The sequence below is a fragment of the Myxococcus vastator genome (assembly GCF_010894475.1).
GTDB classification, from domain to species: domain Bacteria; phylum Myxococcota; class Myxococcia; order Myxococcales; family Myxococcaceae; genus Myxococcus; species Myxococcus vastator.
Window position 1 is genome coordinate 24,521 of sequence record NZ_JAAIYB010000014.1, and the last position, 17,316, is coordinate 41,836.

A 17,316-nucleotide genomic window follows, 5' to 3' on the forward strand; every position below is an offset into this window, starting at 1 on the left:
CACCCGGCCGCTTCGAGGATGACTGGGCGAGTGACACGTCGACCTGCGTCTTGACGCGTCCGGCGAAGTCTGGGCCGGGCTCGAAGTCTCCGAGGCGCGGCGCCTTGCAGGGCGACCCGCCGTCTTGCGTCCTCGCGTCACGGGGCCGCTTGCGTTTCGTGCGTGCTTTGCGAAGAAGCGGGGGCATGTCCGAGCCGCTCGAGAAGCCCGTGACTCCCTTGTTCGATACGAGCCGTGACGCGCTGGCGTGGCTGCGGGAGCAGGGGCTCGAGCACCTGTCGCGGCTGAGCCTGGCGGTGCTGATGCCGCTGGTGGAGGCGGCCTGGCTGCCCCAGGCGCGTCCCGTGCTCGCTCGCCGCAGGCTCGTGGAGCTGCTGAGCACGGACTCGCTGGCGCGCTGGATGACGGAGGCGATGCCGGCTCCCCGGATGAAGGTGCTGTTGCCCACGCTCGCCTGGCGCTTCGTGGAGGCGGAGCGGCTGGGCGCGGAGGCGTCACGGGCTTCGCTCGAGGAGCGGCTCGCGCCGCCCGCCGAGACCCGCACGCACCGCGTCCATGGCCTGCTGCTGGCGCTGCGCGCGCGCGTTCCGGCGTCCGTCGCACCCCGGCCGATGCACGCGCTGGTGCCGGACCTGATGCAGTTCGACGCGCCGCTCCCGGGCTTCCGTCTCCGCGAGACGCGCATCTCCGAGCTGCCGGTGGGGGCGCAGGCGGGTTTCATCCTCCCCGAGGCCCGGCTGATTTTCGCGCCCACCGAGGTGACGGGGGACTGCTCCTGTGGCGCGACGTTCTGCGTCCACCTGCTGGCGGCCATCGACACGGCGCTGCTGTGGCTGCGGCAGCCGTGGACGGAGACCTTTGGCGAGGAGCTGGAGGAGCTGGTCCGTCCCGGCTGGGAGCGCGCGCTGCGGGCGCTGGAGCGGGCCGTCGACGACAGTCCCGGTGGGCCCGGCGGCGGCGAGGTCTCCTGGCGGCTGGACGTCATCAACGGGTACGGCGTGGAGCTCGCGGCCTACGTGCACAAGCACAACAAGAAGGGCCAGCGCAGCACGGGCGCGAAGGTGAGCCGGCGCAAGCTGCTGCAGGACCACGGCTCGCAACTGTCGGCGGCGGACGCGCGCCTGGCGGCGTTGCTGCCGGAGTCGGAGGCCCCCGCGTCGCGCGCGCTGCTCTTCGAACTGGTGGGGCATCCCCGCATCCACCTGGATGAGAATCCGGACCTGCTGGTGCGCATCGAGCGCGCGAAGGTCGGGCTCGTCGCCGAGGACCGGGACGGCGTGGTCATCGTGAGCGCGGGCGTGGATGGCGCGATGCTGCCCACGGCGATGCTGGAGCGGGTGCGCAGGGCGCAGCCGGAGGAGGGGCTCTACGTCTGGGATGACAGCCAGCGGGTGCTCACGGTGTTGGACGCGGGGCCCGAGGTCCGCGCGCTGATGACGGCGCTGAACCGCCACGGCAACGCGTTTCCGCCGGAGAGCCACGTCGCGCTGCTGGACCAGTTGTCGAAGCTGTCCCTGCGCGTGCCGGTGGCGCTGCCGCGGAGCGTCCTGGGGGAGTCGGTGCCGCTGCGCTACGCGCCCGTGGTGCGCATGGAGGCGCACGCGAGCGGGGCGGTCCGCGTGGAGCTGCGCACGCGCCCGTTGCCGGACAGCCCCACGTTCATTCCGGGCGAGGGCACGCGCGACGTCCACGTCCGGCGGGGGACGGGGGCCGCGCACGCGGTGCGTGACTTCGTTCAGGAGCGCGACGCGGCGGAGCTGCTTCAGGCCCGGTTGCCGCTCGAAACGGCGGAGCCCGAGGAGCTGCCCTTCACCTTCCGCTTCACCAGCGCGCAGGGCGGCCTCGCGGTGCTCTCGGCCTGCGTGGAGCTGGAGCCGAAGCCGGAGCTGGAGTGGGTGGGGGCGCCGGTGCGGCTGTTCCACGCCGCCGCGCCTCCGGCGCTGAAGGTCATCCTGGAGCGGAAGCGGGACTGGTTTGGCGTGCTGGGTGGGCTCGCAGTGGAAGGCGAGCGGGTGGAGCTGGCGCGGCTGCTCGATGCGGCGCGGCGGAAGGAACGCTTCGTCCAGGTGGACTCGACGTCCTACGTGGAGATTGAAGGGGCGCTGCGGGAGCACCTGGAGCGGCTGGCGGACCATACGCATGCCACGCGCCATGGCCTGGAGGTGGGGCCTTCCGCGGTGGAGACGCTCACGGCGCTCCAGGACGCGGGCGCCGAGGTGGAGGCGGACAAGACGTGGCAGTCGCTGGTGGAGCGCATCTTCGCGGCGAAGGAGCTGAAGCCCCGGGTGCCCACGGGCTTGAAGACGGCGCTGCGGGACTACCAGTTGGAGGGCTTCCGCTGGCTGACGCGGCTGGCGTCGTGGGGCGCGGGTGGGGTGCTCGCGGACGACATGGGGTTGGGCAAGACGGTGCAGGCGCTGACGGTGCTCCTGGAGCGGAGCAAGCTGGGACCCGCGCTGGTGCTGGCGCCGACGTCGGTGGCCTTCAACTGGGTGGACGAGGCGAAGCGCTTCGCGCCGTCGCTGCGGATGACGTTGTTCTCGGAGGCGGCGGACCGGGGGCGTACGTTGGAGCAGTTGGGGCCCAAGGACGTGCTGGTGCTGAGCTATGGACTGCTCACGCGGGACATCGAGCGGCTGTCGAAGCTGCGCTTCTCCACCATCATCTTCGACGAAGCGCAGACGTTGAAGAACGCGACGACGCACCGCTTCCGCGCGGCGCGGGCGCTCCAGGGGGACTTCAAGTTCGCGCTGTCGGGCACGCCGCTGGAGAACCACCTGGGCGAGCTGTGGAGCCTCTTCGCCGTCGTCTTCTCGGGACTGCTCGGGAGCTGGGAGGCGTTTCGCTCGCGCTTCGCCGCGCCGATTGAGCGGGGCGTGGACCCGACGGCCGCGCCCGCGCTGGCTCGGGTGCTCCAGCCCTTCCTGCTGCGCCGGACGAAGGCGCAGGTGGAGGCGCAGCTCCCGCCTCGGACGGACATCCGGGTGCCCATTGTCTTGTCTTCGGAGGAGTGGGCGCTCTACGAGGACGCGCGGCTGGCGGCGCTCTCTGATTTGGAGACGCGCAAGCCGAAGATGAAGGAGCAGGAGCGGCGCATCGAGATTCTGGCGGCGCTCACGCGGCTGCGGCTCCTGGCGTCACATCCGCGGCTGTATGACGCGGGGTCGAAGCTGGAGTCGGCCAAGCTGGAGCGGTTCATGGAGCTGGTGCGGGAGCTCCGCGCGGAGGGGCATCGCGCGCTCGTGTTCAGCCAGTTCACCTCTCACCTGGCGCTGGTGCGCGAGGTGCTGGACGCGGAGGGGATTGATTACGAGTACCTGGATGGGCAGACGCCCGCGGGGGCTCGGGCGGAGCGGGTGCGCGCGTTCCAGGAGGGAGACGTGCCGCTGTTCCTGATTTCGCTCAAGGCCGGTGGCTTCGGGCTCAATCTCACGGCGGCGACCACGGTGATTCACCTGGACCCGTGGTGGAACCCCGCCGTGGAGGACCAGGCGTCCGACCGCGCGCACCGGATTGGGCAGGAGCGGCCGGTGACGGTGTACCGCCTGGTGACTCGGGGGACCATCGAGGAGCAGATGCTGTCGCTGCACGAGCACAAGCGCGCGCTGGTGGCGGGGGTGCTCGAAGGGAAGGACGCGGCGGGACGGCTGTCGACCCAGGAGTTGCTGGGGCTGTTGTCCCAGCGGCTGGCTTCTCCTGGGGAGGAGGAGGGGCCTCGGACGCGGCACTGAGCCATAGGGGATTCAGGGGCCAATCCTGGTTATCGCGCCCCGACGCCGAACACCCTGCATCACGTCGGGGACGTCCCAGGGAGCGGGCGACTCTCACGCGGTTCGAGCATGAACAAAAGGTTATCGGTCCTCCATGGGAGCGCGGCATTGAAAGTGGGATTCCCGTTCAACAGGCTGAGAGCCCCGAGGATCATGAGGCTTGCGAGCAGCGACATGGCCAAAGAGCTCTGTCGGTCTTGCTTCAGGCAGAGCCAGATGAAGGCCACGGTTGAGATGATGCCTCTCAAGGGCCACCAGAAAAGGGCGGAGCGAAACAACGTTTCCAGCTCGGGAGGGGGCGCGGCATCGGACCACGCAATGACGGCGGCGGCCGGGGCGAAGCGGATGAACTCCGTGGTGACGATGCCAGTCCAGAATGCTTTCGGACTCACTCTTCCAATCATGAAAACAGCCACAAGTTGCGCAAGGCTTGTCATGATGTCCGCGACCCCGTGGCCGAAGTACATGCAATCCCCCGGCCCGCCCGTCATGGAGTAAGACCACTCGTCCGATACCCGTCTGCTTGCGAATTCGAAGACCTGGACTGCGAAGATCGCCGCCCAGGTCCATCCGAAAATTCGGAGCCATTCAGGACGATGCCTTTCCCGCGTAGTGCCCGCAGTCACGGAAGGTTCCATCTCAAAAGCGTACAGTATCTCTTCCGTCGATGCGGAGCGGAGGCCTTTCGGCGGGACTCGTCAGGGCTGATTCAGGGCGTGTCACGACGACTTGCTCCACGTCAGCCATTCAATCGCATCGGCGGCTTTGCGCCCGATGGTGTCACCCCATCCGGGCACTGGCGTTGAATCACCGAGCAGTGCTTCGAGTGCCGGGACAACCTGTCTTCGACCTCGAGCAACTTCAGCAGTTCCTCCATCGTCGTTGGGTCCCCCGAAAGGAGTGTGGCCGCCTTGACGATGGCGCGCCGGTCAGAACCCACGATGTCCTTCATCGCTGCGCTACGTTGCTCGTCGGAGAGTGGCTCTTTCTTGTTCCTGTTCAATGTGGAAGTCCGCGTAGGGCCAGGTTCAAGAGGAGGTCAGCTCTCCATGGGAGGATGGGATTCGCGGGGAAGTCATCCCACCGAAGGCTCAGGAACACTAGCAGTGTGACACTTGCGAGCACCGAGACGACCATGTCACGCGGGGCGGGGCCGTCTCGCTTCACGCAGAGCCAGATGGCGACCGTCGTTGCGATGAGTGCCCTCGACGTCCACCAGAAGATTGCCGAGTGGTGCAGTGTGCCTATTTGGATGGGAGTGAACGCGATGACCCACGCCATCAGCGCGGCTGAGGGGACGTACCGAACGAATTCGGTGGTCACGACGCCAGTCCAGAAGGCGCTTGGGCCTTTTCTGCCGAATAGGACTCCGGCCAAGACTAGTGTCATACCAAGGACGACATCGGAAGTTGCGGACCCGATGGAAATGCAATCGCCCTGTCCACCGGACATCGTGTAGCTCCCTCCGAACGAGGTCACCGCCGAGAGTACGAAGTTCACCATGACCGCGATGACGGTCCAGCCAACCCACCGGCCCCATTCCAGGTAGCGTGTCCACAGTGAGGGCGCTGCGCTCGGTGAATGCTCCATCCGCGGAGCATATCGCCTTTCTCTAGGTGACGGAGACGGACGGTCCTTGGCGGGCCGCGAGTTCGCTGAAGCGAATGCCGCGCAAGGCGAACTGCTTCACGGAGTCCACCATCCGTTCGGTCGCCACGATGAAGGTGGGCCAGTCATAGGTTCGGAAAAGATCTGGAGGAGCGGGCATCGAATGAACGTCGAGAATCAGTGGATGGGGTAGCTCGTGTCGAAGCATCCCGCAGGTCGGGCAGACAGGGCGGTCCCCAGGAGGCACGCGATCGATGAGCAGTCGGCCATGAAGTTCCAACTGCATGGCGAGCAACGCGGGTGGGTTCTTTCCACGGAACCGCACGTTCAGCGGGCAGCCTGAGAGGCCCTGAATGCCCGCGTCCTGAAGCCGCTCCAGGGCTTCACGGCGAATGTAGAGCGACCATGGGTTCTGCATGAAGAGGTCGCCGAAGGTGCCGCTGCCCGTTCCCGTGGGCGGGCCGAAGTCGGCGCCTGGTTCCAGTCGAGCCCAGTCGGGCGCGAATGGACGGACCAGTTCCCTCAATCGGGAGAACTCCTCGAAGCTGACCTGTCGGCCTGGGTTTTCGAGTGCCTTGCGCTCCTGAAGGTCCGACAAGTCAACACACGGGTACTGGAGGCCAGCCCAGCCGCCCGCGGCTCCACATGCATCGCATGGGGTAACGCCTGGGAGTCCCCAGGGAGGCACGGCTCGTAGGTTTCCAGTGAACCCAGCGGCCCTGTCTTCTTCAATCACGTAGAACTTCAAGAGCCCTGCTTCCTCGGCGTGACCTTACTGGCGGATGCACTCGGGATTCACCAACATGAATGCCGTGCGTCTTGATGCCGGGTCACTGCGCGAGCAGTTCCCACAGGAGTTCGCTTCTCCCTGGAAGGATGAGGTCGATGCCGAACCCGTGGTGTTGCATGCTGACCATCCACAGCAGTGAAGCACTGGTGAGTGCCGAGACGAAAATAAGGCCCACGCTTGGAGGCGCTCGTTTCATGCATAGCCAACCGAGGCATGCGGTTGCGATAAGGGCCCTGACTGTCCACCAGACGAACGGGCTGTAGTGCAGCGCTCCAATCTCGAATGTTGTGGTCGCAGCAATCGCAGCGAGCAGTGCTGCCCCGGGGATAAATCGAACGAATTCGGTGACGATGATGCCAGTCCAGAAGGCAGGTCGGCCCTTCCTCCCGTACATGAAGACGGCCAGGCACTGCGCAATGCCAGCCGACACATCCGAAAGGATTTCGCCAGCATAGGGGTGGACGCCTGGAAATCCATTCAGGTTGTAGGACGTCGCAGCCCCCAGCCCCTTGGTTATATACGCGAAAGCGAGGCTGGCTAGGACTGCGATGCATGTCCAACCGAACCATCGGACCCAGTCCAAGTGAACGGACGAGCTACTGGATGCGCTGTGCGCTGTCGCCATCGGCCCACTGTACCGGAGGGGGCTCGACTGCGTAATCGCTACCCCCGCGGCGCGGCTGCGCGCGACAGCCGGTCCCGGACCGCGATGCCCAGCCCGCTCTCCGCCGGGAGGCAGGCCACCAGCACGTCGTGCCCCTGCGCATCCGCCTCGCGCAGCCGGGCGTACAGCACGCGCGCCGCCCCAGCGGGCTCATCCGGTACATCGAAGCGCGGCACGTCGGGGGGCAACGCAAGGCTCGCAGGCCCCAGCACCCCCACGCGCAATCCCTGTCCTCTGAGCTCCTGGACGCGCGCCACCGCCTGCCCGGCCTCCGCCAGCACCACGCCAGCACGCGGCGCGTAGTGCGACTCCAGCGAGCCCGACACACGCACCTTGGACAAAGTCCTCACCGGCACCTTCCGCCCCAGCACTCGCTCCACGTCCTCCGCCGCCAGCCCTCCGGGCCGCAGAATCGTGGGCTCATCCGCGCTCAGGTCCACGATGGTCGACTCCACCCCCACCGTGCACGGGCCCCCATCCAGGACGAGGTCCACGTCTCCGCCCAGGTCCTCTTGCACATGCTCCGCCGTGGTGGGGCTCACCTTCCCGAACCGGTTCGCGCTCGGCGCGGCCAGCCCTCCGCCCAGCTTCTGGAGCACCGCGAGCGCCACCGGGTGATTCGGCACGCGCAGGGCCACCGTGTCCTGCCCACCTGTCACGGCATCCGTGGCCCTCGCCGTGCGCGAAAGGACCAGCGTCAACGGCCCCGGCCAGAAGGCCTCCGCAAGCTTCCTCGCGGCCTCCGGGACCACACGTGCCCACGTTCCCAGGTGCTCGACGCCCGGGATGTGGACGATGAGCGGGTGGGTGGCGGGGCGGCCCTTGATGGCGAAGACGCGGCGCACGGCCAGTTCGTCCTCCGCGTTGGCGGACAGACCGTAGACGGTTTCCGTCGGCAGGGCGACGACACCCCCGTGCCGCAGCAATTCTACCGCGCGTTCAAGGGACTCTGGAGCAATCATGCGCCGCCGCACTGTCGCCCCAGGAGGGAACATGGGCAAGTCGCACGTCTTCGATGCTCGCAGTCGGATGCCAGTCCCCGCCGTTGAGCTCTTCGCCTGGCATGCCCGGGAAGGGGCGTTCGAGCGCCTGTCACCGCCCTGGGAGCGGCTGGAGGTCCTGGAGCGCACCGGCGATGGCATCCGCACCGGTGCCCGCGTCGTCGTCCAGATGCGCGTGGGCCCCATCCCCCAACGTCTGGTGGCCGAGCACACCGCCTACACCGAAGGCGCCATGTTCCAGGACACGCAGGTGTCCGGTCCCTTCTCGAAGTGGGTCCACACCCACCGGATGTGGCCCGAGCCCACCACGGGCACCTCCATCCTGGAGGACGAGGTGGAGTACGTCCTCCCCGTGGGCCCGCTGGGCAGCCTCTTCGGCGGAGGCTTCGCCCGGCGCACCCTGGAGCGGATGTTCGCGTACCGCCACCGCGTCACGCTCGAGGACCTGAAGCGTCACGCCGCCTTCGCCGGGCAGGGGCCGCTCACCATCGCCGTCACCGGGGCCTCGGGATTGGTGGGCTCGTCGCTGGTGCCCTTCCTCACCACCGGCGGCCACATGGTGAAGCGCCTGGTGCGCGGCAAGGCGGACCCGGCGCGGAACGAGGTCGCCTGGGCGCCCGACAAGGGCGAGGTGGACACCGACGCGCTCGAAGGCGTGGACGCCGTGGTGCACCTCGCGGGCGTCAACGTGGCCGGCCAGCGGTGGACCCCCGAGTACAAGGACGCCATCCTCAAGAGCCGCACCCAGGGCACCCGCTCCCTGGCCGAGGCCCTGGCGCGCATGAAGCGCAAGCCGAAGGTGCTCGTCTCCGCGGGCGGTAGCAGCATCTACGGAGACCGCGGCGACGAAGTCCTCACCGAGGAGAGCAGCACGGACGGGAAGGGCTTTCTCTCCCAGGTGTCACGGGAATGGGAAGCCGCCGCCGCGCCCGCCGAGGCCGCGGGCATCCGCGTGGTGCACCTGCGCATCGGCCCCGTCCTGGACGCAAGCGAGGGCGCCCTGGCGAAGATGCTGCCGGCGTTCCTCGCGGGCGGCGGCGGGCCCATCGGCTCCGGGCAGCAGTGGATGAGCTGGGTGTCGCTGGAGGACGTGCTCGGGCTCATCCACTTCTCCATCTTCACCGACGCCGCGCGCGGCGCGCTCAACACCGTGGCGCCCGGGGCGGTGCGGCAGGCGGACTTCGCCCGGACGCTGGGCAAGGTGCTGCGGCGTCCGGCCGTCTTCCCGGTCCCCGCGCCCGTCGTGCGGACCCTCTTCGGACAGATGGGGCAGGAGGCGCTGCTGGAGGGCGCGCGAATCGTGCCCCAGGCGGCTCAGCGGCTGGGGTTCGCCTTCCTCCTCCCCGACCTGGAAGGCGCGCTGCGCTTCACGCTGGGGCGCACGACGGAGGGCCCTGAATACCGCCACTCCTAGCGAGTCCGGCGCTTGACAATCCCCTCCGCTGCGACAGAAGGAACGACGCATTCGAAGGGGAGAGGACTCCTGATGATTCAGGTCGAAGGGCTGACCAAATACTACGGTGAGCACGCGGCGATCCGGGACCTGGCCTTCACCATCAGCCAGGGAGAAGTCATTGGCTTCCTGGGCCTCAATGGCGCTGGAAAATCGACGACGCTGAAGGTCCTGGGGTGCGTGCTGCTGCCGACCTCGGGGCGCGTCGTCATCGACGGCCATGACGTGGTGAGCAATGCCCACGAGGTCCGCCAGCGCATCGGCTACCTGCCAGACGTGCCTCCGCTGTACGAAGAGATGACCGTGGGTGAGTACCTGACCTACGTCGCGCAGCTTCGCGGCGTCACGTCCCGGGACACCGCCAGCCGCGTGGGCGAGGCCGAGGAGAAGACGGGCCTGCGTGACGTCCACGGCGAGCTCATCTCCACGCTCAGTCACGGCTACCGCCAGCGCGTGGGCGTGGCGCAGGCGCTGGTGCACAAGCCCGCGCTGCTCATCCTCGACGAGCCCACCAGCGGGCTCGACCCCCGGCAGATTGTCGAGATGCGCGACGTCATCCGCGGCTTGAAGGGCGCGCACACGGTGCTCGTCTCCAGCCACATCCTCCCGGAGATCTCCCAGACGTGTGACCGGCTGCTCATCATCCACAAGGGGATGTTGGTGGCGCAGGGCACGGAGGAGGAGCTGGCGGCGCAGATGGGCGGCCGGGGCACCATCGAGCTGGAGCTGCGCGGCGACAGGGCGCGCGCGGTGGAGGTGCTCCAGCGCTTTGGCGCGGTGGAGGTGGACCGCGCGTCGGACGGCCTGGTGGCGCTGACGGTGCGGGCCTCGCCCGACCAGCGGCCCCAGGTGGCGCAGGCGGTGGTGGGCGCGGGCCTGGACTTGTTGCGGCTGGACCAGGGCGCCGGTCAGCTTGAATCCATCTTCCTGCGGCTGACCCATGGCCAGGAGGTGCGCGCGTGAAAGCGCTGCTCATCGCCCGCCGCGAGCTGTCCGCGTACCTGCGCACGCTCAGCGGCTACGTCATCATCGCCGTCATCCTCGCGTTGAACGGCTTGTTCTTCAACGCGTATGCCCTGGGCGGCGCCAGCAAGCGCTCCGCCGAGGTGCTGTCCCAGTTCTTCTATTATTCGAGCGGCTTCACCGTCGTCGCCTCGGTGTTCATCTCCATGCGCCTGCTGGCCGAGGAGCGCCAGACGGGCACGCTGCCGCTGCTGTACTCGTCACCGCTGCGAGACAGGGACATCGTCCTGGGCAAGTTCCTGGCGGGGCTGGCCTTCCTGGCGCTGTATGTGCTGTGCACCCTGTACATGCCGCTGCTGGTGCTGGTGAACGGCAAGGTGTCCTTCGGCCACGTGGCGGCGGGGTACCTCGGCCTGCTGCTGCTGGGCAGCGCGTCGCTGGCGGTGGGGACGTTCGGCTCGGCGCTGGCGCGCAACCAGCTCCTCGCGGCGATTACGTCCGCGGTGATGCTGGTGGCCCTCATCCTGTGCTGGCTGCTGGCGCGCATCACCGAGCAGCCGCTGGCGGATGTCTTCAGCGCGATGTCGCTGTGGAATCAGCACTTCCCGCCGTTCCAGGCGGGGCTCATCCACGTGCGTGACGTCGTCTACTACCTCGTGGTCACCTACGTGGCGCTGTTCGCGTCCACGCGGGTGCTCGAGGCGCGGAGGTGGCGATGAGCGCGCGTCCTTCGAGCGGGGGGCTCCCCGTGACGCTGGCCTTCGTCTCGGGCCTGCTGGCCGTCTTCCTCGGTGAGCGGCTCTTCGGCATCGGGACGGGCCGCACCGTCCTGTCGGGCCTGGGCGTCGCGGTGGCGGTGGGTGCGCTGGGCTGGCGCGTCGCGCGCCTGCGGTCGGCCAGCGCGGACCGGCGCGCCGTCGAGGCGTGGGTGTCGGGCCTGTACGGCGTGGGCCTCCTGGCCCTGGGGCTCTACTTCGTCCAGTCGGACGTGGGCACCGGGCTCTTCGGCGGGCCGTTGTCGCAGAAGGCGCCTCGGGTGGCGGTGTCGCTGGCGGCGCTCTTCCCGGCGTTGCTCGCCTGCTGCTTGCTGCCGCTGGCGATGGTGGAGGTCGCCGCCGCGGCGATGACGCGCGCGCCGGTGCTGGAGACGGGCCGGGTCCGCAGCGCGCTGTACTCCGGCCTGGGGCTGGCCTTCGTGCTCGTCTTCGCCTTCGCGTCCATGTTCGTCGCCACCCAGGCCGACGTGACGTGGGACCTGTCCTACTTCCGCACCGCGAAGCCCGGCGATGGCACCCGCAAGGTGATCCGAGGGCTCAACGAGCCGCTCCAGGTGACGCTCTTCTTCCCACCCGCGAACGAGGTGGGTGAAGCGGTGGGGCAGTACTTCCGCGACCTGGCGGTGGAGAGTCCGGGCCTGCTCAACGTGGAGCGGCTGGACCAGGCGGTGGAGCCGGCTCGGGCGAAGACGCTGGGCGTCCACAACAACGGCACTGTCGTCCTGGCGCGCGGCGACCGGAAGGAGCCGCTCACGGTGGGCCTGGAGATCGAGCGGGCGCGCGGCCAGCTTCAGCGGTTGGACCAGGAGGTCCAGCGCCGCCTGCTGACGGTGGCCCGGCCTCGCCGGGTCGTCTACTTCACGGCGGGCCACGGCGAGCGCGCCGAGTCGCGCGCGGTGCCGGGGGAGACGATGCGCCCGTCCGTGGAGAAGCTGAAGGAGCTGCTGCGCGCGCAGAACGTGGACGTGCGGTCGCTCGGCGTCTCCGAGGGCCTGGGCACCGAGGTGCCGCGTGACGCCTCCGTGGTGGTGGTGGCGGGCCCGACGCAGGCGTTCCTCCCCGAGGAGCTGAATGCCCTGCGCGAGTACTCCGCGCGAGGGGGCCGGCTGTGGCTGGCGCTGGAGCCGGAGGGGCCGGACTTCCAGCCGCTGCTGGAGCCCCTGGGCCTGAAGTACCTCAAGACGCCGCTGGCCAATGACCAGGTGTACTTCCGCACGTCGCGGCAGCAGAGCGACCGCGGCAACCTGGGCACGGCGACGTTCTCCTCGCACCCGTCCGTCACGTCGCTGTCGTCGTTGGCGGGACAGGCGCCAGCCGTCTTCGTGAGCGCGGGCGCCCTGGAGCAGCTTCAGCCGTTGCCGGGCGGTCTGGCGCAGGACGTGTCGGTGCGCGCGCACGGCGCCACCTTCGCGGACGCCAATGGCAACTTCATGCTGGACGCGGGGGAGCCGCGGCGGCCCTGGCCCCTGGTCATCGCGGTGGAGAAGCCCGCGCCGGCCGGCCAGGAGGCGATGCGCGCCGTGGTGATGGCGGACGCGGACGCGGTGGGTGATTTGCTGCTGGGCAACATGGGCAATGCGTACCTGGCGGTGGACACGCTGCGGTGGCTCACCGGCGAGGAGTCCATCTCCGGCGCCGTGTCCTCGGAGGAAGACACGCCCATCCAGCACACGCGGGAGCAGGACGTCCTCTGGTTCTACGCGACGGTGTTCCTGGGGCCGGCCCTGGTGCTGGTGGTGGGCTTCGTGATGACGCGCCGGCGGGGACGCCGCGCGCCGCGCCCCGCGGTGGCGGGAGGTGAGCGATGAAGGTTCGGGACCTGGCCCTGCAAGGGGCCCTGGCGGCGGCCGCGCTGGTCGCGGCGTTCGTCGTCTGGCAGCGCGAGCCCTCCGCGGGCCCGGGAGAAGTCACGGTGGTGGATGTCCCAGTGCGCGCGCTGGACAGCATCCGCTACGAGGACGACTCCCGCTTCGTGGACGTGTTCCGCGATGCCAGCGAGCGCGACCGGCTCTGGGTGCGTCTGGGCCACAAGGCCTCCAAGACGGCCTCCGGCGGCGCGAGCGCGGGCGCCGCCGATGCGGGTGTGGCTCAGCATGCGACGGACGCGGGCGTGGCCACCGCGGCGGTGGGCACGGACGCGGGCACCCACGCCGCGCTGGGACCGCCGCCCGTGGCCACGCGTGAGGCGCCGCCCCCGCCGCGTGAGCTGCGCGCCAACGAGGTGGCGGACAAGCTGTTCTCCCGCTTCGCGCCCATGCGCGCCATGCGGGCGCTGGGGGAGCTGGACGCGAAGAAGCTGGAGGAGGTCGGCCTGGCCACGTCCCCGCGCAAGCTGACGCTGACGGTGGGCGGCAAGGCGCGGGTGTTCGCCCTGGCGTCGCCCGCGGGCGGCTGGGGGACGCCGTACCTGCGCAGCGAGGAGGATGGCCGCGTGTACCTGCTGGGCCCGGCGATGCTGCCGGACCTGGAGAACGCGAGCAGCCGCCTGGTGGACCGCCGGCTGCACACCTTCGACCTGGGGGACTTCGACGCCGTGCGTGTCAGCGCCGGCGGTGCCACCCGCGCCTTCCGGGCCACGGGCAAGGCGCCGGGCCCGGTCGTCCTGGCGCCGGAGGAGGCGCCGGAGCAGCCGGACGACTTCGCGCGCAACTGGCATGACCGCGTGTGGCGGATGATGCCGGTGGATTTGCTCGGCCGCGACGAGCCGCTTCCCGGGGGCGAGCCGCGGGAGTCCTTCCGCGTGGACTACCTGCGCGCGGGCCAGCCCGTGGGCCACGTCATGGTGGCGAAGGGCGAGGGTGGCTTCTACGCCCGGACCGAGCACACCTCGGGCTGGGCCCGGCTCCACTCCGGGATGGAGGCGTTGGCGGAAGAGGCGGCGCGGGTGACGGCGCCCGTGTCCTCCGCTTCCGGGAAGTGACGCGCGGGGGACCTGGGCTCAGGTCCCCACCGCGTCCACTTCACGCAGGCCCAGGTGCACGTCCACGAAGCTGTAGGGCGCCCAGGGGCCGGTGAAGCGGAACGTGTACGTGTCCGAGCGCGCGGCCAGGGAGCGGACCTTCGCCTCGAAGGACTCCAGCCGTGCCCGCTCCACGAGGAAGGCCGCGTTGAGCAGCATCCGCTCACCCACGGGGGGATGCTCGCGCGTGGCGGCGGCACGGGGGCGCAGGCCTTCCAGCAGCGCCCGCATGTCTCGCCCGGCGCGGTCCTCCACGGCGGCCTCCAAGCGGCGCTCGTGCTCGGCCTCCGGCTCCGCGTCGCGCCGGTGAAGCCGGGCGTCTTCCAGCACCAACCGCTGGGCGAGGTGCTCGCGGTGCCAGAGCACCTTCAGGCCCAACTCCACCTTGCCCTCCAGCGCGTCCAGCACGCCGGACAGCGCGTCATGGGCCGTGCGCAGCACCGCTCGGACCTGGGCCTCGGAGGCCATGACGGTGCCGAAGGCCACGGGGAGCACGGTGTGCTCACGGAGCAGGGCTTCGGTGACGCGCTGGTGCCCGAGCAGGTGCGCCCGCGTCGGGTCCACCACGCGGCCGGGGGCCACGGACACCATGGCGGCGAGGCCGGCCTCGCTCACCGCGTACACCTGGGATGGAGCGGCGCCCACGCCGATGCGCCCGACGTCCGGGGGCGCGGAGGCCCGGAGGATGCCGTAGAGATACCGGGGCCCGTCGGGCGCCGCCGTCTCCGCCGTGGGAGGCGAAGGCGGTGAGGCCTGGGACGTGCGCCTGTCGCTGCGAGCCGCCCCCTTCCGGGGCCGTGTCGTCCGGGACATGGTGCGCTTCACCTCGACGATGCGCCTCCGTGGGTGGCGAGCACGCGGCGGACTTCATCCACCAGCGCGTCCGGCAGGCAGGGCTTGGTGACGAAGGAGTCGCAGCCCGCGCCCTTGGCTTCGTCGGACTGCCCCGTCATCGCATGGCCCGTGAGCGCCACCACGGGGATGGCGCGCGTGCGGTCGTCGCCCTTCAGCCGCCGCGTCGCCTCCCAGCCGTCCATGACGGGCAGCGACAGGTCCATGAGGATGATGTCGGGCCGCAGCTCGAAGGCCTTGTCCAGCGCCTCCTGGCCATTCTTGGCCTCGGCGACGCGGAAGCCCGAGAACTCCAGGTACTCGGCGTACATCTCTCGGGCATCTTGATAGTCGTCTACGACGAGCACGAGGGGCTTCGGGTTCTCAGCTGGGTTCGTCATGCGCGCCTCGCGCGTCGGGGGAAGTGCAGGGTGAATGTCGAACCCTCGCCCTGGGTGCTCTGGAGGGTGACGCGTCCCCCCAGCATGGCGGCCAGGCGCCGACAGATGGAGAGGCCCAGCCCCGTGCCTCCATAGGCGCGGGTCGGAGAGCTGTCCACCTGCTGGAAGTCCTCGAAGATTTTTTCCTGGTTCGCGGAGTCGATGCCGATGCCGGTGTCCGTCACGGAGATGGTGAGCGTGGACGTAGCAGCCACGTACTCCGCCTGCACCCGCACCGAACCTTCATGCGTGAACTTCAACGCATTCGACAGGAGGTTGAGGACGATTTGTTTCACCTTCTGCCGGTCACTGTACACCGCCGGCACGCGCGGGCCGAGGTGGGCGCTCACCGCCAGCTTGCTGCGCGCGATGATGGGGTCCAGCTCCGCCATCACCTCCTGGAACAGCTCCGGGATGCCGAAGTCCGACAGGTTCAAGGGCATGCGGCCCGCCTCGATGCGGGTGATGTCCAGAATCTCGTTGATGACCTCCAGCAGGTGCCTGCCGTTGGAGTCGATGCGCGTGAGGTTCCGCTTCTGCGCCGGGTTCAGCTCGCCGGACACGCCCTGCAGCAGCATGTTCGTGTAGCCGAGGATGGCGTTGAGCGGCGTGCGGAACTCGTGGGACATGTTGGCCAGGAACTGGGACTTGGCCGCGCTGGCCTGCTCCACCTGGATGGCCTGCCGGCGCAGCATCTCGTTCTGTTCGGCCAGCTCCGCGGTGGCGGCCTGCACGCGCGCCTCCAGGTGGACGGAGCCCTCCTTCACCCGCTCCAGCAGCCGCGCCTTCTCCATCGCCTCGCTGCGGTCGTGGAAGAGCGTGACGATGCCCGTCAGCTCGCCGGAGTCGCCCAGGACCTTGCTGGCCACCGCCTCCATGGGGAGCGTGGCGCCCGTGGCCGGGTCCACCAGCCCGAGCTGCCCACGCCAGCGGGGCCGGCCCTCCGCGTCCATCAGGTTGGCGAGGAACGACGCGAAGCCCGCGTTGTTGGAGTGCAGCCGGCGCAGCGCGGCCTCTCCACTGTCGGGGTGCGTGGCGAAGAGCTTCTCCGCCGGGCCGTTCATCATCACCATGCCGCCCGCCGGGTCGGACAGGATGAGGGGGTCCGGCACGGAGTCCAGCACGCGGTCCAGCCGGTGACGCTCGCTGCGGGCCTCCCGCTCCGTGGCGCGCAGGCGCCGGTAGCTCTCACCCAGCGCCTGGGTGGCGCGGCCCAGGTCCGTCACGTTGCGCAGCACGCTCACCAGGGCCTCGCGGCCATCCGGCTCGAGGACGGGCGTGCTGACGACCTCGAAGAGCAGGTCGATTCCCTCCACCGGGTCCACCAGCGGGACTTCCCGGCGGCGCACGGTCGCGGTGTCGCCGCTGGCGAAGCTGGCCAGCGCGGAGGAGAACACCTGCCGGTTGAGCTCGGTCGCCCGGCGGCGGCCTTCGCTCGCCTCCGGCCCCGCCACCAGCAGCACCTCCGCGCGGGCGTTGGCGATGTGGGGCCGCCCCTCCAGGTCCGTCAGCAGCACGGGGTCCGCCACGGTGTCGATGATGCGACGGAGCAGCTGGCCGCCCGCCACCTCGCGCCGCTCCGTGGGCAGCATGGCGGCCAGCCGGGGGCCCACGTGCGCGCTCACCCACTCGGCGTCCGGCGTCAGCATGGCGCCGTCCGCGGACAGCAGCAGCAAGCCGACCGCGGGCGCTCCGGGCCGGCCCAGGGGGACCGCGATGCATCCCACGGACGGCAGCGGGGCCCGGGGCGCGGCGAAGAAGCGAGGCGTCCCCTGCGCCAGCGTCTCCGCCAGGGGATGGTCGGCCTCACCGGGCTGGAACGCCAGGGCGGCGCACTGGGCGTCGGAGAGGTTCCGGGCCGCGAGGCAGACCCAGCCTCCCGTGCTGCTGTCGCGCGCGAAGCAGGCGGCGACGTCCGACGGCCGCTCGCGGGTGAGCCAGTCCACCACGTGCCGCGCGCACAGCCGTGGCTCGTCGCAGGCGAGCAGGTGCTCGGCCAGGGCGAGCCGTGCTTCGACGTCTGGCTCGGGCGTTGGGTTGGGCAGCGCGGCGGGAGGGGCC

The 17,316-nt window shown here is 69.9% G+C and carries 15 protein-coding genes; 6 read left to right on the forward strand and 9 right to left on the reverse strand.

The window, feature by feature from the left end:
• Positions 1-185 precede the first annotated feature (185 nt).
• Complete coding sequence (locus G4D87_RS02545) at positions 186-3,731, forward strand: DEAD/DEAH box helicase (protein WP_240357958.1); 3,546 nt, start codon at positions 186-188, stop codon at positions 3,729-3,731.
• A gap of 59 nt (positions 3,732-3,790) precedes the next feature.
• On the opposite strand, the gene G4D87_RS02550 is transcribed toward G4D87_RS02545, so the two are convergent.
• The 6 genes from G4D87_RS02550 to G4D87_RS02575 form a co-directional block, all read right to left on the reverse strand.
• Entirely contained in the window at positions 3,791-4,237 is a 447-nt protein-coding gene (locus tag G4D87_RS02550; protein WP_163778177.1) for a hypothetical protein, read from the reverse strand.
• A gap of 272 nt (positions 4,238-4,509) precedes the next feature.
• Positions 4,510-4,722, reverse strand: a complete 213-nt coding sequence (locus G4D87_RS02555) for a hypothetical protein (protein ID WP_240357959.1) — start codon at positions 4,720-4,722, stop codon at positions 4,510-4,512.
• A 47-nt stretch (positions 4,723-4,769) separates the two neighbouring features.
• On the reverse strand, positions 4,770-5,273 hold the full coding sequence (locus tag G4D87_RS02560) for a hypothetical protein (protein ID WP_163778181.1): 504 nt from the start codon (positions 5,271-5,273) through the stop codon (positions 4,770-4,772).
• 109 nt (positions 5,274-5,382) lie between these two features.
• Complete coding sequence (gene sitI6 / locus G4D87_RS02565) at positions 5,383-6,126, reverse strand: SitI6 family double-CXXCG motif immunity protein (RefSeq protein WP_163778184.1); 744 nt, start codon at positions 6,124-6,126, stop codon at positions 5,383-5,385.
• Between the two features lie 82 nt (positions 6,127-6,208).
• Positions 6,209-6,751, reverse strand: a complete 543-nt coding sequence (locus tag G4D87_RS02570) for a hypothetical protein (RefSeq protein WP_163778188.1) — start codon at positions 6,749-6,751, stop codon at positions 6,209-6,211.
• 80 nt (positions 6,752-6,831) lie between these two features.
• Positions 6,832-7,794, reverse strand: a complete 963-nt coding sequence (locus tag G4D87_RS02575) for an L-threonylcarbamoyladenylate synthase (RefSeq protein ID WP_163778192.1) — start codon at positions 7,792-7,794, stop codon at positions 6,832-6,834.
• Between the two features lie 31 nt (positions 7,795-7,825).
• Between G4D87_RS02575 and G4D87_RS02580 the strand changes: the two genes are divergently transcribed.
• From G4D87_RS02580 to G4D87_RS02600, 5 genes are all read left to right on the forward strand, one after another.
• Positions 7,826-9,247: a TIGR01777 family oxidoreductase gene (locus tag G4D87_RS02580; RefSeq protein ID WP_163778194.1), complete on the forward strand. Its 1,422-nt coding sequence runs from the start codon at positions 7,826-7,828 to the stop codon at positions 9,245-9,247.
• A 72-nt stretch (positions 9,248-9,319) separates the two neighbouring features.
• Positions 9,320-10,249: an ABC transporter ATP-binding protein gene (locus G4D87_RS02585; protein ID WP_163778197.1), complete on the forward strand. Its 930-nt coding sequence runs from the start codon at positions 9,320-9,322 to the stop codon at positions 10,247-10,249.
• Positions 10,246-10,968: an ABC transporter permease gene (locus tag G4D87_RS02590; protein WP_163778200.1), complete on the forward strand. Its 723-nt coding sequence runs from the start codon at positions 10,246-10,248 to the stop codon at positions 10,966-10,968. Before G4D87_RS02585 ends, G4D87_RS02590 begins: the two co-directional genes overlap by 4 nt.
• Positions 10,965-12,833, forward strand: coding sequence for a Gldg family protein (locus G4D87_RS02595; RefSeq protein WP_163778203.1), 1,869 nt, complete (start codon positions 10,965-10,967; stop codon positions 12,831-12,833). The genes G4D87_RS02590 and G4D87_RS02595 overlap by 4 nt, the downstream gene beginning before the upstream one ends.
• A complete protein-coding gene (locus G4D87_RS02600; protein ID WP_163778206.1) occupies positions 12,830-13,945 on the forward strand; it encodes a hypothetical protein in 1,116 nt (371 codons plus the stop codon). Before G4D87_RS02595 ends, G4D87_RS02600 begins: the two co-directional genes overlap by 4 nt.
• 18 nt (positions 13,946-13,963) lie before the next feature.
• On the opposite strand, the gene G4D87_RS02605 is transcribed toward G4D87_RS02600, so the two are convergent.
• The 3 genes from G4D87_RS02605 to G4D87_RS02615 all read right to left on the reverse strand — a co-directional run.
• Positions 13,964-14,797, reverse strand: coding sequence for a GvpL/GvpF family gas vesicle protein (locus tag G4D87_RS02605; RefSeq protein WP_176409159.1), 834 nt, complete (start codon positions 14,795-14,797; stop codon positions 13,964-13,966).
• Positions 14,798-14,805: 8 nt separating this feature from the next.
• Positions 14,806-15,216 (reverse strand): response regulator, encoded by a 411-nt coding sequence (locus G4D87_RS02610; protein ID WP_163778212.1) that lies wholly within the window; start codon positions 15,214-15,216, stop codon positions 14,806-14,808.
• Positions 15,213-17,316, reverse strand: a 2,104-nt coding sequence (locus G4D87_RS02615; protein WP_240357960.1) for a PAS domain-containing sensor histidine kinase, incomplete at its 5' end; no start/stop codon positions are given. The genes G4D87_RS02615 and G4D87_RS02610, both read right to left, overlap by 4 nt.